Origin of the sequence: Pedobacter frigidisoli (genome assembly GCF_004331675.1) — a bacterium.
GTDB classification, from domain to species: domain Bacteria; phylum Bacteroidota; class Bacteroidia; order Sphingobacteriales; family Sphingobacteriaceae; genus Pedobacter; species Pedobacter frigidisoli.
In genome coordinates this window covers 1-15268 of the sequence record NZ_SJSN01000018.1, presented here as the reverse complement: position 1 = coordinate 15268, position 15268 = coordinate 1, and the positions used below count along the sequence as shown (strand labels likewise).

General features: G+C 35.7%; 27 protein-coding genes. 2 read left to right on the top strand and 25 right to left on the bottom strand.

The genetic code is table 11. The annotated features are described in order from the left end of the window. The first annotated feature begins 137 nt into the window (after nt 1–137). Nucleotides 138–929, top strand: coding sequence for a hypothetical protein (locus EZ449_RS18900; RefSeq protein WP_131561828.1), 792 nt, complete (start codon nt 138–140; stop codon nt 927–929). Nucleotides 930–947: 18 nt separating this feature from the next. Here the strand turns inward: EZ449_RS18900 and EZ449_RS18895 are convergent, their stop codons facing one another. The 25 genes from EZ449_RS18895 to EZ449_RS18785 form a co-directional block, all read right to left on the bottom strand. Next, nucleotides 948–1556, bottom strand: coding sequence for an alpha-ketoglutarate-dependent dioxygenase AlkB family protein (locus EZ449_RS18895; protein ID WP_131561825.1), 609 nt, complete (start codon nt 1554–1556; stop codon nt 948–950). Then, nucleotides 1532–1780, bottom strand: a complete 249-nt coding sequence (locus tag EZ449_RS18890) for an Ada metal-binding domain-containing protein (protein WP_131561823.1) — start codon at nt 1778–1780, stop codon at nt 1532–1534. Before EZ449_RS18890 ends, EZ449_RS18895 begins: the two co-directional genes overlap by 25 nt. Further along, the gene (locus EZ449_RS18885) at nt 1774–2625 is read right to left on the bottom strand and encodes a methylated-DNA--[protein]-cysteine S-methyltransferase (RefSeq protein WP_131561821.1); all 852 of its coding nucleotides are present in this window, start codon (nt 2623–2625) and stop codon (nt 1774–1776) included. The genes EZ449_RS18890 and EZ449_RS18885 overlap by 7 nt, the downstream gene beginning before the upstream one ends. An 81-nt stretch (nt 2626–2706) precedes the next feature. Then, complete coding sequence (locus EZ449_RS23205) at nt 2707–2901, bottom strand: hypothetical protein (protein ID WP_225872371.1); 195 nt, start codon at nt 2899–2901, stop codon at nt 2707–2709. A 21-nt stretch (nt 2902–2922) separates the two neighbouring features. Then, entirely contained in the window at nt 2923–3123 is a 201-nt protein-coding gene (locus EZ449_RS23200; RefSeq protein ID WP_225872370.1) for a hypothetical protein, read from the bottom strand. 68 nt (nt 3124–3191) lie between these two features. After that, a complete protein-coding gene (locus EZ449_RS23195) occupies nt 3192–3356 on the bottom strand; it encodes an NAD-dependent epimerase/dehydratase family protein (RefSeq protein ID WP_225872369.1) in 165 nt (54 codons plus the stop codon). Nucleotides 3357–3412: 56 nt separating this feature from the next. Continuing rightward, nucleotides 3413–3967: an SRPBCC domain-containing protein gene (locus tag EZ449_RS18875; RefSeq protein ID WP_225872368.1), complete on the bottom strand. Its 555-nt coding sequence runs from the start codon at nt 3965–3967 to the stop codon at nt 3413–3415. 172 nt (nt 3968–4139) lie between these two features. Further along, entirely contained in the window at nt 4140–4715 is a 576-nt protein-coding gene (locus EZ449_RS18870) for a YdeI/OmpD-associated family protein (protein WP_131561819.1), read from the bottom strand. An 11-nt stretch (nt 4716–4726) separates the two neighbouring features. Then, nucleotides 4727–5179, bottom strand: a complete 453-nt coding sequence (locus EZ449_RS18865) for a DUF1569 domain-containing protein (RefSeq protein WP_131561816.1) — start codon at nt 5177–5179, stop codon at nt 4727–4729. A 73-nt stretch (nt 5180–5252) separates the two neighbouring features. Further along, nucleotides 5253–5945 carry a helix-turn-helix transcriptional regulator gene (locus EZ449_RS18860; RefSeq protein WP_131561814.1) on the bottom strand — a complete coding sequence of 231 codons (693 nt, stop codon included), beginning with the start codon at nt 5943–5945 and terminating at the stop codon, nt 5253–5255. Nucleotides 5946–6018: 73 nt separating this feature from the next. Then, entirely contained in the window at nt 6019–6756 is a 738-nt protein-coding gene (locus EZ449_RS18855) for an SDR family NAD(P)-dependent oxidoreductase (protein WP_131561812.1), read from the bottom strand. Nucleotides 6757–6832: 76 nt separating this feature from the next. Then, the gene (locus tag EZ449_RS18850) at nt 6833–7402 is read right to left on the bottom strand and encodes a Crp/Fnr family transcriptional regulator (RefSeq protein ID WP_131561810.1); all 570 of its coding nucleotides are present in this window, start codon (nt 7400–7402) and stop codon (nt 6833–6835) included. Between the two features lie 86 nt (nt 7403–7488). Continuing rightward, a complete protein-coding gene (locus EZ449_RS18845; RefSeq protein ID WP_131561808.1) occupies nt 7489–7905 on the bottom strand; it encodes a VOC family protein in 417 nt (138 codons plus the stop codon). Nucleotides 7906–7951: 46 nt separating this feature from the next. Continuing rightward, nucleotides 7952–8305: a nuclear transport factor 2 family protein gene (locus EZ449_RS18840; RefSeq protein WP_131561806.1), complete on the bottom strand. Its 354-nt coding sequence runs from the start codon at nt 8303–8305 to the stop codon at nt 7952–7954. 30 nt (nt 8306–8335) lie between these two features. After that, nucleotides 8336–8908, bottom strand: a complete 573-nt coding sequence (locus EZ449_RS18835) for a DUF1349 domain-containing protein (protein ID WP_131561804.1) — start codon at nt 8906–8908, stop codon at nt 8336–8338. A 41-nt stretch (nt 8909–8949) separates the two neighbouring features. Continuing rightward, nucleotides 8950–9375 (bottom strand): VOC family protein, encoded by a 426-nt coding sequence (locus tag EZ449_RS18830; RefSeq protein WP_131561803.1) that lies wholly within the window; start codon nt 9373–9375, stop codon nt 8950–8952. Between the two features lie 51 nt (nt 9376–9426). Further along, nucleotides 9427–9924 carry an SRPBCC family protein gene (locus tag EZ449_RS18825; RefSeq protein WP_131561802.1) on the bottom strand — a complete coding sequence of 166 codons (498 nt, stop codon included), beginning with the start codon at nt 9922–9924 and terminating at the stop codon, nt 9427–9429. Continuing rightward, nucleotides 9921–10241, bottom strand: a complete 321-nt coding sequence (locus EZ449_RS18820; RefSeq protein ID WP_131561801.1) for an ArsR/SmtB family transcription factor — start codon at nt 10239–10241, stop codon at nt 9921–9923. The genes EZ449_RS18825 and EZ449_RS18820 overlap by 4 nt, the downstream gene beginning before the upstream one ends. 255 nt (nt 10242–10496) lie before the next feature. Then, nucleotides 10497–10955 (bottom strand): MarR family winged helix-turn-helix transcriptional regulator, encoded by a 459-nt coding sequence (locus EZ449_RS18815; RefSeq protein ID WP_131561800.1) that lies wholly within the window; start codon nt 10953–10955, stop codon nt 10497–10499. Then, nucleotides 10939–11388 (bottom strand): EVE domain-containing protein, encoded by a 450-nt coding sequence (locus tag EZ449_RS18810; RefSeq protein WP_131561799.1) that lies wholly within the window; start codon nt 11386–11388, stop codon nt 10939–10941. Before EZ449_RS18810 ends, EZ449_RS18815 begins: the two co-directional genes overlap by 17 nt. Continuing rightward, nucleotides 11381–11761 carry a VOC family protein gene (locus EZ449_RS18805; protein ID WP_131561798.1) on the bottom strand — a complete coding sequence of 127 codons (381 nt, stop codon included), beginning with the start codon at nt 11759–11761 and terminating at the stop codon, nt 11381–11383. The genes EZ449_RS18810 and EZ449_RS18805 overlap by 8 nt, the downstream gene beginning before the upstream one ends. A gap of 177 nt (nt 11762–11938) precedes the next feature. Further along, a complete protein-coding gene (locus tag EZ449_RS18800; RefSeq protein WP_131561797.1) occupies nt 11939–12721 on the bottom strand; it encodes a DUF4272 domain-containing protein in 783 nt (260 codons plus the stop codon). A 51-nt stretch (nt 12722–12772) separates the two neighbouring features. After that, nucleotides 12773–13252: a glycosyl-4,4'-diaponeurosporenoate acyltransferase CrtO family protein gene (locus tag EZ449_RS18795; RefSeq protein WP_131561796.1), complete on the bottom strand. Its 480-nt coding sequence runs from the start codon at nt 13250–13252 to the stop codon at nt 12773–12775. Between the two features lie 188 nt (nt 13253–13440). Beyond that, a complete protein-coding gene (locus tag EZ449_RS18790) occupies nt 13441–14298 on the bottom strand; it encodes a DUF5694 domain-containing protein (protein ID WP_131561794.1) in 858 nt (285 codons plus the stop codon). Nucleotides 14299–14471: 173 nt separating this feature from the next. Then, on the bottom strand, nt 14472–14987 hold the full coding sequence (locus tag EZ449_RS18785) for a hypothetical protein (protein WP_131561792.1): 516 nt from the start codon (nt 14985–14987) through the stop codon (nt 14472–14474). A 52-nt stretch (nt 14988–15039) separates the two neighbouring features. Between EZ449_RS18785 and tnpA the strand changes: the two genes are divergently transcribed. Continuing rightward, nucleotides 15040–15268 (top strand): IS66 family insertion sequence element accessory protein TnpA (gene tnpA / locus EZ449_RS18780; RefSeq protein ID WP_131561790.1); only part of this gene is annotated, 229 nt, incomplete at its 3' end.

Sequence of the window (15268 nt, the reverse complement as noted above, 5' to 3'; positions counted from 1 at the left end):
AAAAAATCTGTTAAAATGAGTAGTAAAATGAATTAGTTGCTTGCAACATTTTTATGTGAATTGAATAATTTTCCCTTAATTTTTTAGGTAAAGGAATAAAGATTATAAATTAGCAAAAAACTATCTAATCAAATATTATGAAAAAAGTAATTTTTGCGCTTCTACTCTCCACAACTTTATTCGCCTGCAGCGGTGGATTAGAAAAAACTTACACGCCACGTGTATTAGCTGCGAATGAAAGCTTCGATGAGTTTCCAAAATCTAAAAAAAATGTGCTAACCCTTGTTCGCGTAGATTCGAATAGGGCCGATAATCAAGATCATTTCGTTATTAAATATAAGGATACAACCATTAATATTCAAGACGGAAAAAAGCCATTGGCCACCTTATTTAAAAATGCAAGGTTCATCAATAGCCAAAATACAGCAGCTGTTGTTCAAGTTGTAGATTCTTCAGCTATGGTTTCTCCGTTTTATCTTGTAGTAGTAAAAGATGGAAAATCAGACGTAATCAGCTTAGATAGACCATCAACAGGAAAAGAGGATGCTAAATTTACGGATGGATTGGTTGAACTTAGTAGAACCAATTTTGTAATCAACAATGATTTTATAGTTAACTCTGTTAATGGAAAAGTTTATCCAATAAAAAGGCAAAACGACAGTGAAAGGATTCAAGGGAGATTCTTTATGTATTCTAGAGATAAGACCACTTTGGTATTCTTAACGCCAAGCGCACTTTATCAGGTTAATTATCGTAACGGAGAGACCCAAACACTTCAGGTACCGGCAAGTTTGTTAGCTGAGCCCGATAGAGCCGCCGGAGAAATTCAGCAAAATTACGGGTGGATTACCAATGCAAACGGAACTCCATTTCTAAAATATAATGGTAATCCTGATCGTATTGTAGATATTAAGGAATTTAAGAACTAATAACTTCCATTTCCAAAATTAAGCGATCATAGTTCTAAAGGTTAAATTAACCCGAGGACTGATCGCTTTTTTTGTTGGTGGTAAGCGGTGTAACCAATTGGTTTGGGTTTCGCCTTTCATTACCAGCAAACTTCCATGTTCTAAAAAGATAGAAATGGTTTCTTTCGTCTGTTTATGCTTTAGCAGAAATTTTCTTTCCGCACCAAAACTTAATGAGGCAATAGCAGAATCCTTAGCCAATGCTTTCTCATCGTCGCTGTGGTAAGCCATGCCTTCATCCCCACTATGATACAAATTTAGCAGGCAAGAGTTAAAGTTCGTGCCTGTTTCCTTTTCTGCAATATGTTTGAGGGCTAACAATTCTTCAGTCCATGGCAGCGCAGTTTTCGATGCACGAGAATAGGTATAAGAATATTCCTCATCGCCATACCAAGCAACTTTTCTTTTGGTAATAATGTGCTTTCCCATAATAAAGGCCTCGTCATTTTTCCACTCAATCGTATCCATTAAAATATGGAAATATTGATTGGCTTGTTCCCGCGTAAAAAGCTTGCCGTAATAATTTACCGTTCCGCCGTAAGGAAGCAAATTTTGATCGACATCTATTTCTTGGTTGAATAAATCCATTGTTTATATTTTTGATGTTGGCAGTGGCCGCAGGGCCGATAACCATTTTCTACAGCCTCGCTTTCTGATCGGAAAAGTACTCGATTTTCCATTTTCATTCGCTTGCCCGATTTACATGTTAATGCTCCGTAAATTTTCAGTCTCAAATTGCCCGCAAAACAAATTTCCTTATTTTTAAGTAGAATTTTTAATATTTTGGTTGATAAGTCAATATGTTTTAGCATTCATCAAGGTGATTGATTTTGGCAGCTTCCCAGCCAATCATTGCAGATTTTCGGCTCATTCCCCAATGATAACCACCAAGCGCTCCACTAGATTGAATTACACGATGACAAGGAATTAAAAAGGCAACTGGATTATCGCCAATGGCAGTTCCAACGGCTCTGGAAGCTTTTGGGTTTTGTAGCTGTTTTGCGATTGTTCCGTAAGTTGAAAGATTTCCCATTGGGATTTTAAGTAAGGTTTCCCAAACTTTTAACTGAAAATCGGTTCCTTTTAAATGCAGCTTAATCTGCGTTAATTTATCCCACTCGTTACTGAAAAGGATTAAGGCATTTTGTTGCTGTAAATCTGTTAAATGTTGATATGTTGCTGCGGGAAATTGATTTTGCAGTTTGTTTAGTGCAGTAGTTTCATCCTCATAAAAGCCAATATGGCAAATTCCCCTGATGGTAGATGCAATAATAATATTTCCGAAAGTGCTCTCGCTAAAACTGTAATTTATTTTTAGGTTTTCACCTCCGTTTTTATACTCTCCTGGGGTCATACCCTCTATGTTGATGAATAAATCATGAAGACGGCTAGATCCAGATAAACCTGTTGCTATAGCTGTATCAAAAAGACTTTGATTCTCTCTTAACATTTTCTTTGCATGGCCAATGCTAATGTATTGCAAAAATCTTTTAGGACTTGTACCTGCCCAATCGCTAAAAAGCCTTTGGAAGTGAAAAGGACTGAGGCTTACCGCCTCAGCCACCTGCTCTAAGCTGGGTTGGCTTTTAAAATTGGTTTGGATGTAGGTAATGGCCTCGGCTATTCTATTAAAGTTAATCTCATCTTGTAATTTCATAATGTGCTATTTGATATACAAAAATAGTATTAGGCTCAGTGCCAAACCACCCGAAACTTGCGGAGTTTTAGATAATGAAATTTATATTTCATTCGCTAAGGCGTTGATGTCCTTAACCTCGAGTATTTGTTTTGAATAGCCATTGGTAGCGGCATTAATCATGGCTTTGCCAATTTGTTGCATGGTGCTAACACTTTTTGGAGAAAAGAATTGAATTGTTTTAACGAGAATTTTATAAATTGTTTTTACATTTTTTTGTCCTTCAGTAGGGATCATTCCGGCTGGGCGAAAATTGTATTACTTTTTGAAAGGCATTTGCATAAGTGCATTTTCTGTTTTACCCTTAACTCTTGCCCACATCATTTTTCCGTTTTCACTACTATCGGTGTGGCTGCCAGATACAAAGCAAAATGAAATATCCTTATTTGCCTTAAGCAAGGTGTTCGCAAATGCCAATGTTGTATCGTAGGTGATGAAAGTGTAGTCTTTCTCATTCATCCTAAAAGAACTAATTCCGGCACAATAAAAACAAGCATCGTAATTTTTTAGTTGATGAATGAAATTGTCTAGCTGAAAAAATCGACAACAATTATTTCCTTTAGCTTTGGATGCTGCAAGTCGTAATGTCGGCGATTAATTAGCAATACCTCGGTTATGGATTTATTCTGCAAGCATTCTAGTAAAACGCCTTCGCCCACAAAACCTGTTGCCCCTGTAATAATAACTTTCATATCCTAAGTTTTAGGATACAAATATCGCATTAGATTTTGGTTTATAATTCTGCTAATTATTTTGTTTTTGATCCTAACTTTTTCTCATTTTCTGTTTGAGGTTTGCCTATTCCATTTGGGTTGCCCTTACCTGTTTCGATCAAGTTTCGCAAGCTATTGTTGATGTAATTTCCCCAGGCATCCTTACAGATATTATAACATTCATATTCGGGAACTAAACCTTGATGTGTAAATTTTATCTGTGTTTGATTGCCCACTTTCGATATGTCGAATATTATTTTAGTTCCAGTCCATTCTGTTTTGTCTTTGGTAAACTTAAAATAGTTTTCTTCCACTAGCCAAACTACTTTTTGGTCGGGAATCATTTCAATGATCTTAATTTTACATTGGTGAACATCCTCGAAGTGATAATTAAATACAGCATTAAGTTTGTTCGTATTGCCATCAATTTCTTCAGACCACCAACCACGAACATTATTAATGGCATCGAATGCAGTTTTTGGGGTTTGATCAACAAAAAAGCTAGTGGTAAAATCTTGATCTTGCATCGTTTTATTTTTTCTAATGGTTTCATTTGAATCCGCTTTAATGGCCACTTTCTTAGTATCCATATTACACGAATCTAAGATAATGAGAAGCATAGCCATTTAGAATATCCTCTTTTTCATTTGATAAATATATTGTTTAATTGATATTTATCTAGGGGGTGAAACAGACATTATGCGGGGGCAATTGAACAGGTTAGTTAATAACTTTGATACACATTTGACCCACCTCTGCTAACTAAAACTGTTTAGGTTTAAGCTTTTGGCCAGCGAGTTCTGCAATTTCGTTTATTCTGCTTTGTCTAGTTTCTGGCCTTTTAGCTAAAATAATCCATTGCAAAATGGCTTTCCTGACCGATTTGCTCAAACTTGTAAAAAACTTTTTTGAACCACTATGTAATTTAAAAGCTGCTGACAAATCTTTAGGAATGTTTAATTCTTGAATAGCATCTAAAATTATCCAAGATCCATTTTCTTTGGCTGTAGTAATTGCTTCGAAACCTGCTGTCGTCATTAGTCCTGCATCAATCAGGAGCTTGATTTTGTCCTTATTTACCTTAGACCAGGTTCCTTTGGGTTTTCTTTTGCTAAAAAATTGTATAAATCTATCATCGTCGAGGGTTTTTCTGATGCTATCGATCCAGCCAAAACATAGTGCTTCATCAACGGCATCGCTCCAGGAGATTGTTGGAATACCCGAACTCTTTTTATAATGAACAAGCCAAACAGCAGTTTTTGAGCAATGGTTATCTTGTAACCATGCTCGCCACTGCGCTTTACTCGTTGGATAAAAGGTTGCTATTTCCGCTTTCATCGTGTTTAAATTTATGCACCAAATTGCCTTAAATGGTGGTCGAAATGTTTCCATTGCATTAATGCCCATTCTTCAGGTGTAAGTGCTCCGAAAAATGCTTGTGGATGTGTGGTGCAATTGGCTGGCCCACCATCAGAAAATTGCTTAATCTGTTTGATTACCCTCGTTTTCTCCGTTTCAAAGTCTGGATTTCCCGTGATAATATAACTTTTATCAGTTGTACTATTTTTAGGAAAGGGCTGATCGCTAAAAAATTTCGGTTTCATTAACTTGCCGAAAAAGCGGCCAACAAAACCTAATCTTTCTGGGCGATGCAATCCCATTGCCGTTTCCAACGACGCTGTACAATGTGCAAGCATTTGGTTAACAGTCATTTTGCCCCACTGTTTTTGAGCATTTGGCGATAATTTTTCGATTCGTGATAAAATACCTGACACATCAGCTGGATTGAATAAATTGTTCATTTTTTATGGATTTGATTTATTCTTCAAAAGTAAATGTGGCTAGTGACAGCCCTATGTCAGGGGTTAAAAAGATTTAATGATGACGATCGAAATATTCTTGCAAGGTCATTTTATGTGGGGCGAACTTTTCGCTAAGCAGCTCTAGTTTTTTAATCCGATCTAAGCGAAAAAATCTAAAATCCTTACGCGATCGACACCAAGCCACCAGTAGCCAATTCTCCTGCGTACTTAATAATGCAAAGGGCTCAACCAACCTGCTTGTAGATTCTTTAGCCTCGTTTATATATTCAATTTTTGTTAAACAAAAACTGGTGAGGGCATACTGCAAATCGGATAGATTATTGCTATTTTTTTCGCTATTTATATTTTGACTGAAACGGGTCCTTTCGGCCAGCAGGTTTACCTTATCTTTAATCGAATGGGCCAATACCGCCTTTATTTTATCAATGGCTTCAATATAATCCTTAACAAATGATGCATCCTTGTTTTTTAGTACCAGCTGTTCTGCCAAAATAAGTGCATTTGCTTGGGTTTCGGTAAACATTACCGGTGGGATTTTATAACCTTCCACCAAGCTGTAGCCTTTTCCTTCTTCGGTAAAAATTGGAACGCCCGATTGTTCTAATGCCCTAATATCCCTGTAGATTGTTCTTACACTAACGGAAAACTTTTTAGCTAATTCAGATGCAGTTAAAAGTCGTTTCGTTTGTAACTGTGTTAAAATTGCAGTGAGGCGAGAAAGTCGTTTTGTATCGTTATCAATCATTAATCAAACCTATAAGAACATTTTGATTTATTGCATTCCATCATCGATTTTAATAGTAACTATGGAAACATTCCTACCAAGGACTAACCTCAGTTCCATCTTCGATGTCGTTGCTGAAAAATTTCCCAGTTGGTGCATTTTCATCCGTTAAAGTATGCTTAATGATGAAGCTTGCTGCACTCTCTACAGTTCCTGGTCCATTGTGGTGGTTGAAATCGGTTGCTGTGTAGCCCGGGTCAATCGCATTTACCTTGAAATTTAAGTCTTTTAATTCAAAGGCGAGTACAATTGTAAATGCGTTAAGTGCTGCTTTCGAAGTTAAGTAACTGGTCGCTTTAAAGTTATAGTATTTCCAATTCGGATCGCTATGTAAAGTTAACGAGCCAAGGCCAGAAGTGATGTTACTTATTCTTGGGCTGTCCGACTTTTTCAGCAATTCTAAAAATGTTTGTGTTACACTAATCACACCGAAAAAGTTAGTATCGAAAACTTCTTGAATGGCGGAAATTGGTGCATCGGGGATTGCTTGTGGGAAAGCGCCACTAATGCCTGCATTATTGATAAGAATATCCAACCTACCTTGCTCACTTTCGATAATGTTCTTCGCCTCCAAAATGGTTTCAGGCTTAGTAGAATCAATTTCGATAGCCTTGATGTTTTGAAAACCATTTTCATTTAATTCTTTTGCAACTGCATTTCCTTTTTCCAGATCGCGACTACCTAAATAAACGAATAGCCCTTTTTTTGATAGTTGTTTCGTGATTTCTAAACCAATGCTTCTGTTGGCTCCTGTTATTAATACTGATTTCATTTTTTAATTTCTTTAAGTTATGATGTAAAGTTGAGCAATCTGAAAATGAAATCGTTTGCCATTTGACAAAAAATGATTAGCTGATATTTTTTCTTATCCTACTTAGTGAGGATTGCGTAATGCCCAAATATGAAGCTATATATGAAAGTGGAATGCGGTTAACCACATTGGGATATATTTCCAGAAATTTTAAATAACGTGTAGTTGCATCTTCAGATACTAATGGACTTCTTCGATCTACTTTTTGCCTTAATGCCTTTGATATAATTTTGTGCACAATCGTATCCCAGCCAATAATGGTATCTAAGAGCTCGTTCCAATCTTTTCTAGAAAAAAGGAGAATTTTACAGTCGGTGATGGCCTGAACATAGGCAGATGATGGAATTTGATTATCAAAACTTTCCAAATCGACTACCAAATTGTTTTCTTCGATAAAATATTTGGTAATTTCTTCTCCCTTATTGTTGTAATAACAAACACGCACAATACCATCTAAAGTAAAACCAACTTGCTGCGCAATTTTTCCTGCCTCTGAAAAATACTCATCTTTTCTAAGCGCTAATAAAGTTGCTTTTTTCGAGATTAAATCGATTTGATGTTGATTGAGATTTCCAAACTGTAGGATGTATGCTATTAATTCTTTCATAATGCAAGGTAGTCAAAGTTATTTTCTAGGAATTTGTCATTTGGCAAAAATGAAGTTTCTATAGAAATGAGTTCCTATTGACGTAATTATTTAACATTTTTGGTGGCTCTGAATTTATCCATATCTAAATAAATTATTGCCCAAGTGTGCCCATCCAAATCCTCAATACTTCTCAATTGCATAAATCCCTCATCTTGCATTGGTGATGGCTCTACACCGCCAGCTTTTAAACCGTTTTCTACTACCTCATTTACCCTTTCAAGGCTTTCGACTGGAAGTGTAAAGGTTGCTGATACATTCTTTGTTGTATCTAACAAAGGTTTTTTAATAAATGAAATGAAAAATTCCCTTGACTGAAGCATTACATAGATTTGTTCGCTCCAAACCATACACTTTTGTTCACCATCAGAGAATAGTGGGTTGTTCGAAAATCCTAGCTGTGTGTAGAATTTCATTGATTTTTCTACATCAACGACAGGTAAATTGATAAATACTTGTTTCATTACTTCTTTTCCTTAAAATTTGCAAATCGTAGATTTACTAGTACTGTTAAACCAATTCGATATCCATAGTTTTTATTAAACCATCCTTAAAGGTATAGATGTGTTTTACCTTGCCATCGAAGATAGAATTACCTTGTAAATCCTTTACTTTCTGATTAACCTCTACCTCTAAACTTCCGTTTTCCCTTTCGGTAAATCCGACTGGTTCAACTGTTGGGTTTATTTCACTCCATTGTCTGGTCCAGTATTGATCAATTTCATCATGCCCGCTAATGTAACCACCTTCCCAAGCCTTACACCATTGTACATTTGGCTGCATGGTAGAAAGTGCCTTGTTAATGTTTCTTTCGTTAAAAGCAGAATAGGCCTTTTTTATTAAATCTGTAAATTGAGTTGTCATTTTAGTGATTTGAATAATTTTTATGTATTGTTAGCTTCCATCTCTAAAGTTTTCAATAGCCTTATTGCTTATCAATATACCATCCAAAACCCCTTGGCAATTGTCGCCAACCGGAGCTTGTATCCCAAACCCAACCTTAACAGAAGGAGGGAGGTCTAAGCCAAAACAACGAACAAATATCCATTTCTTGCCAGTTAGGGAATAATGCAGACCCCAAAAATTACCTTTACGGGTTATTCGGAGCCAGCATTTATTGGCTGGCAGCAATTCGCCATTTGCATCGTCAGACCAATCGTTTGTGATGACAGATACCACGTTATAGGTGATGTGAACGCCTAATTCGACTGCCAATTTTATCCACCGGGTTTTACTTTCTCTCACCATCAAAAAAGCTGCATCGTAAGCGAAATTCCCTTTGGTCTCAACTTCTGCCTGTATCGTAAAATCACCTGTTCTTTCGGTGTAAAACAGCGCAGCCTCATCTTTAATGTATGCTTTATACTTACAAATGAAATCGGTCTTAGCATTTGCTAGCAGACGAAAACCACTATCAGTATTCTCTATTTTGCAGGGATTCAGACTTTTGTCGAAATGGTCTGTCATAATTAATTTTTTATATGATAAGTCTGATGCTATTGTTTTGATTATGCTTTCGAACTAAAATCTATCATCCATTCGATACCAAATTTATCTCTAAACATGCCGAAATACGAACCCCATGGACTATCGCCAATTGGCATTTCAATTTCGCCACCTGCAGAAAGTGCATAAAATAGTTTATCTGCTTCCTCACGACTTTCGGCGCTGATAGAGATCTTAGACCTGTTTTCGTTTTCATTTACTTTGCCCATACTTTCTGGAATATCATTCCCCATTAAAGTGTTTGGACCAATCGGTAAAGCAATGTGCATAATTTTATCAGCATTTTCCTCTGCTACCGGAAATTCATCGCTTGATAAATCCTTTAAGCGTACAATGGAAGCGATCTCGCCGCCAAAAGCTGCTTTGTAAAAATTGAATGCTTCTTCGGCGTTGCCGTTAAAGTTGATGTGTGGATTAATAAGTGCCATATTTGTTTTTTTAAGTAATTTTTAATTCAATTTATAGTGCTTTGCTCGGTTTTATTTTTTCGATAGTGTTGCCAACAAATCTTCCAGACTTTTCAATGTCATCGTAAATCCTTCCTTGAAACCCATTTCAATCATTTTTTCTAAACGCTCTAGTGATTCATTATAAATGCTTGCGCTTAGTTTTGTGATTCCGTTTTGTTCACTAAAAGTAAGGTCCCATTCAGAGCCTGGTAGCTCGGGAATTTCATTTTCATCTGCAAAAGCATTCAACAACTTGAAGTTAGTTTTTGGGCTAATAGAAGTGTATTTTTGGATTGACCAACGTTCCACTCCTTCAGGGCTTTCCATCGCATAAAACCTACGTCCGCCAACCTCAAAGTTCATTACTTTTGTTTTTGATGACCATGGTTTAGGCGCCCACCATTGATCAAGGATTTCCTGTTTGGTAAACGCATCCCATACCAATGAAAGCTCAGCATCAAATTCCCTGTTGATGTATACAGTTTTTGTTGTTTTGTCTACGGTGAAATCAAATAGTAAATTGTTCATTTTGTTTGTTTTTTCAGGGTTAATAATACTTCATCAAGTTGATTAAATCTGGTTTCCCAAATTTTCCTAAACTGTTCAATCCATTTGTCGATCTCCTTCATTTTTTCAATTTCAAGTGTATAATAAATTTCCCTGCCTTGATGCTCTTGTTTTACCAATTCGCACTCTGTTAAAATACGCAGGTGCTTGGAAACCGCTTGTCTTGTGCTATTAAAGTTTTCGGCAATGGCATTTGGTGTCATGGCCTGTAAAGCGATTAAGGCAATAATTGCTCGTCGGGTAGGATCGGCTATGGCTTGAAAAATGTCTCTCCTCATTCTGGGTTGATTTAATTTATGAAACTGATCGGTTGCAAATGTATACGCAACTATTCGGTTTCGCAAATTTTTTTACAAATAATTTTTTAAAGATTAAATATAGCCATTTTGAGGTAGCAGGAAACCACAATCGGACTCATTCTCATATCTAATATATTATTGGAGAATAGAAGATAGAGAGAATTTGAAATATTGGGCCAAAGGTTTTAATAATTTGACAGAGTTGCCCAGTTAAAAATGAACATTCAATATATTTTAATGGCTATTCTTATTGATAAGCTGTAGCATATTTTTATTAAATAATGAAAGCTCAGTGTTTAACGGTGCAAAGAAATCTATATCAGCATTTTCTACTGATACGAGTGCTTTTTGCAAAACAATTTCTCCGGTAGCGGTAAGTCGGATTATTTTTGCTCTAGTATCCGTTTGATGTTCTTGGCGACTAATAAAACCTTTCTCCTGTAGGGTTCGCAACACTTTAGATACCATCATTCTGTCGGCGTTGCTTTGGTTGGCAATATCAACTTGCGTAACAGCATCAGAATTTTTCGAAAGCCATCCTAAAGCAGCCAGCAGTACGAATTGCGTTTGGGTCAAATCTAGCGGATCCAAAACTTTCTTTAATTTACGCTGCCACAGCATAGTTAGTTGTCCAAGCAAATAGCCAGGGCTATCGCTTGGACTTTTAAATTGGAATTCAATTTCCTTGGGCATAGTGATGTTGCAACATTTGAGATGAAATTAAATCGAAATCGTGTTGATTAATTTCAAAGAAACCAAATCGAAATGGATATCCCCAACTTTTTTTATTTTGAATAAAATTCAGATCATTAATCAAGGGCAGAATAGAGATGTCTTCGGCTGGTGAAAACTCAATATTGCGCCTGGAGGGACAAAAATCTTCAGAAACCTGAAACGGATATATTTCATCGTCTATTACCTTTCCCAATGCCGTAAAGCCTTGGCATTTATCGGGTTGGCCCAAAGTTTGTTTTCCAGAATAATAAATCACAAAATCACCTTTTTTCATCCTCTTTAGTGGCGAAGATTTTCCATGGCAAGCTTGAGCAATTCCAGCTTCAATACCACTTTTTACATGATCTTTTGATGCCACTATTATCCAATATTTTGTTCCTACTTTAATCATTGTTGCTGGTTTTAGTTTGTTCCAAAAATGTAATGATGTAACCATCTGGATCTCTAACCATTAATGTTTTACCAAATGGCGTGTTGTTTATTGTTCCTAAAAGTGTTACTCCTTTTTCTGTTAATTGGCTTTCTAGCTCTTCAATTTGTTCGTTAATAGCAAACCAAAGTGAAGCACCAACGCCAAGTTCCTTGCCATCTATATTTCCGATAGGTGTTCTTATGGCAAAACTTGCTTCGCCTTTGTTAAACTTAAAAACACAAGCCTGAGGATTACTCATTCCGGAAAATTCAAATCCTAATTGGTTGGTATAGAAAGTTTTTGATGCTTCCAGATCTCTAACTTGAAGAGACGCAAAATCTAATTTTCTCATATATTGCTTTTTATGTTGTCACAAATATAATATTCACGACAACAATATTCAAATTTTTTTTTCCGGAAGAAAGATTAAGAAAAATTAGCTATCCTTAATACTGGAAAATTTGGATGAAAATTCTAAGGGACATTCTCATTCCTACATTTTGGCAAAATGGATGGTTGGCTGTAGAATTTAAGTATCGGTTGTTACTTTATCCCAATCTTGGTTTAGAAATTTGATGAGCCAGTTTAAAGAATAATGTCTTTCATAAACAATGCTTTTGTCGAGCCCGCTTGGTGCTACTTCGTTTTTTACGCTTGCATTTACACAAGCCCAATCAAGTCTTAGAATTAAGTCCGCCTGATCAAGAATTTCTACTTTGCTTCTTAATTTTGCATCATCTCTAAATTCCTTTTCGGTTTTAGAGAATAGGTGTTTTACATCATCGCTAACGTTGCAAACTTCATTAGGATATTTTAAACCATCGATATAACCCAATGCCCAAAGCATTGCGTGGTAACTTTCAGCTCTCCAATTTGCATTAGTCATTTGTTGTTCTGTTGGATGATCGGATAATGCAAACTCCTTTTCTGCTGCAGTGAGTTTTGAAATTACATTATATTTTTTGTCAAATTCTGCCAACATTTTCTTATCAGCTTTTTCGCTTATAAGTTCTAAATAACAAAGTGCCATCGCTCTATCAACAATTTCATCTTTTGTCCTAATCGTTACTTTATCCTCTGGATCAACAAATAATGAATTTGGATTTCCGTAAACTGGGATGCCTTTCGATTTGCAAAACGCCTCGGATCTAGCTCGTCTTTCCTTTTGATCTTTTGTTGCGACAATATTTTCGACAGGTTTTGTTATCGGTTGGTTGGCTGTGTTATTGGATTCATCGTTAGACTTATCCTGTCCACAACCAAAAAGTGTTGCTAAAAATCCCACTGTTAATATTGTAGTTAATCGATTCATTTTATGCTGATAAATAAGTAGGGTTTTTCATTCAAAAATCAAGGGTATCACCTAATTCAAGTTTGTTGTTGGCAGAAACCTTTTTATTAATTTATCAATTCTTCTTTTATTTTCCTGTTGTAATAAAGATGGATATAAATTCATCAATATGTTCACGATCATCATCACCAATGCAAATAAATAGTTGGCATGAAAAACTTTCACTAAAGCAAAAATACCCATGAAGCCAAATCCGATTAAATGACTAATCTCGGAAATTGTCATCTCGTTCCGTAAGTTTTTTAAGTCGATTATTTCAATTTTCTTTTTTAGCGTAAGTTTTTGATTGAAAAATTTAAAGAAAGTATTTTTAACTATCCACTTGAAAATCTCCAGTCCGATTGCTTTATTTAGCGTTTCATTTTTAATGAAACTTAGGTTTGATAAGTTTTTATTATAGAATGCCTTTTTAGTTAGAACAGCATTAATAATCATCCCAACTATCCAAGAAATAAATGCTATCGAAATACTATATGTGAAATATTTAATCATGCTGTGTTTAAAAATAGCATTTGCGTTTTGCACCAGAAAAATTATTGTAGTAAAACATCGTATTTCGTTTCGGTTTCGGGCTTACCGAAGTTGAGGGATTCGAAGCACAAATGTTCAATTTAGTATTAGAATTTCTCAGCTCAAATTGAGTATAAAAAGCCCCACTATTGCAAAACCTTGTTATGCAGTTATTTATTTAAATACTTGTCTGCTTCGATTAAATTAAATTCTTCATCGTCACGAATTATGTTTTTAAGCGAGCCAATATGCGCTACCCCAATAATCAATAACACCCTTTTCGCACTTTCCGATTTCTGAGATGTTACTATGTTTGAATAAATTTTGTAATCTCTATTTTTAAAAGCAGAAATAAGTTCGGCACCAATGTATTTGGAATCTATAAATGCGGTATCAATCAAGGCATCTGGATTTTTAAAAGTTCCATTAATTACTCTGGCTGGCGTAATATAACGCAAGTGATAAACTTTGCTATAGGTTTGCTGTTGATTTAGAAAAATTAAATAATCTTTAAGCGATAAACTATCTTTTTGCAGGGCTTTATATTTTTCATTTACAATAGTTCTAAGAGCTAAGCCTTCACTTTTATAAAGCTCAATATTTTCTCCATTGTCCAATATACTTTGAGAAGTACCTCCTAGCGCATTAACGCAGTAAACTTTCGGTAAGTTGAGTTGTTTGCTAATGCGAAAAGCCAATTGATAGACTTCGCTTCTACCATCAGATAAATTTCCAAAATTTAATTTATTTTGTAAGAAAAGTGAATATAAACTATCGATTTCTTTTTGATGTTCTGGTAAAACTTCAACCATAACCAAATCAGGATTATAAGGCGCCACTAAATTGATGAATTCTTTAATTTCTTTTTGCCGTTTGGGAAGTAAAACATCGGTACGTGGATTATCGGTCTTATAAATTTGCGAGAGATGATCTGAACCCAATATTAACAAATCTGTCTTTTGAGATTGAGCGTAAGCAATGGTAGACAGTGTTAACAAAACAATGGTCAAGGTAAGTTTAAATTTCATCTTAGGTTTTGGTGTTTTGTGAATTACATACAACGTTGTATCGTAGGTGTTGTGGCGGAAACAGAATTCCGTTAGCCAAATATAGTACAAAAGCTAAAATAGCAGTAAAAATGTTGAGCCTATATTCGTGTGCCGCCATTATGCCAATGCAATGTTAGCGGCTGTTTTTCTTGTCAACATTTGTATGTGTCCCAAACTAATTTGCCGTCAAAGTCAATTTTATATTTTGTCTTTGCAAAATCTGTAAGTAAAATTCCATCTGTTTCAAGTTTAAATTCTTCTTCATTGTCTATACTTACAAAAATGTCTGTACCACCAAATTCCCATTTTTTGTTTCCGTCTTTGTCGAGTTTTGTTACTTGAAGTTCTCCGTGAATAATGTAGTCGTATTGATGTTGAAATATTTGAAAACAGGTTGCTTGGTCAGCTTGTGTTTTCCATTTTAAAGCAAGGTCTGGGAGTGTCAAACAAAAAACTGTGTCGCAACAGCAAAGCAATAATTGGTCGTTGTCAATAAGCGATGAATTTTGATGAACTCCTGTAGCTCCACCTGAACCAATAACAATGCAACTGTCAATAATTTGGTCATCTTGATAAAGTTTTATTCCTTGTTTGGAAGCTGAATATTCTGTTCCACTGTCTCCAAAGTAATGTTTTGAATAGTTGAAATTATGTAAGCAGCCTACCAAGTACATCTTTTAAATAACTTTCACGATGTTTTTCTTTGCATAAAAGAAATATATGAGAACATCAGAAGAAAAAATGTTAGCAGTTGAGGCTTGGCGCACCAGTGGGCTTAGCCAGAATGAATACTGCAAGACCCTTGGAGTCAAACGTACCACTTTTGCCAACTGGGTATCGCGCAATAGACGAAAACAAGCTGTTCCCAATTTTGTTAGAGTTACCATCCCTCCAGTTGCTATTTCGACAGCTGTAGAGGTTATTTACCCAAACGGAGTAATTATCAAGG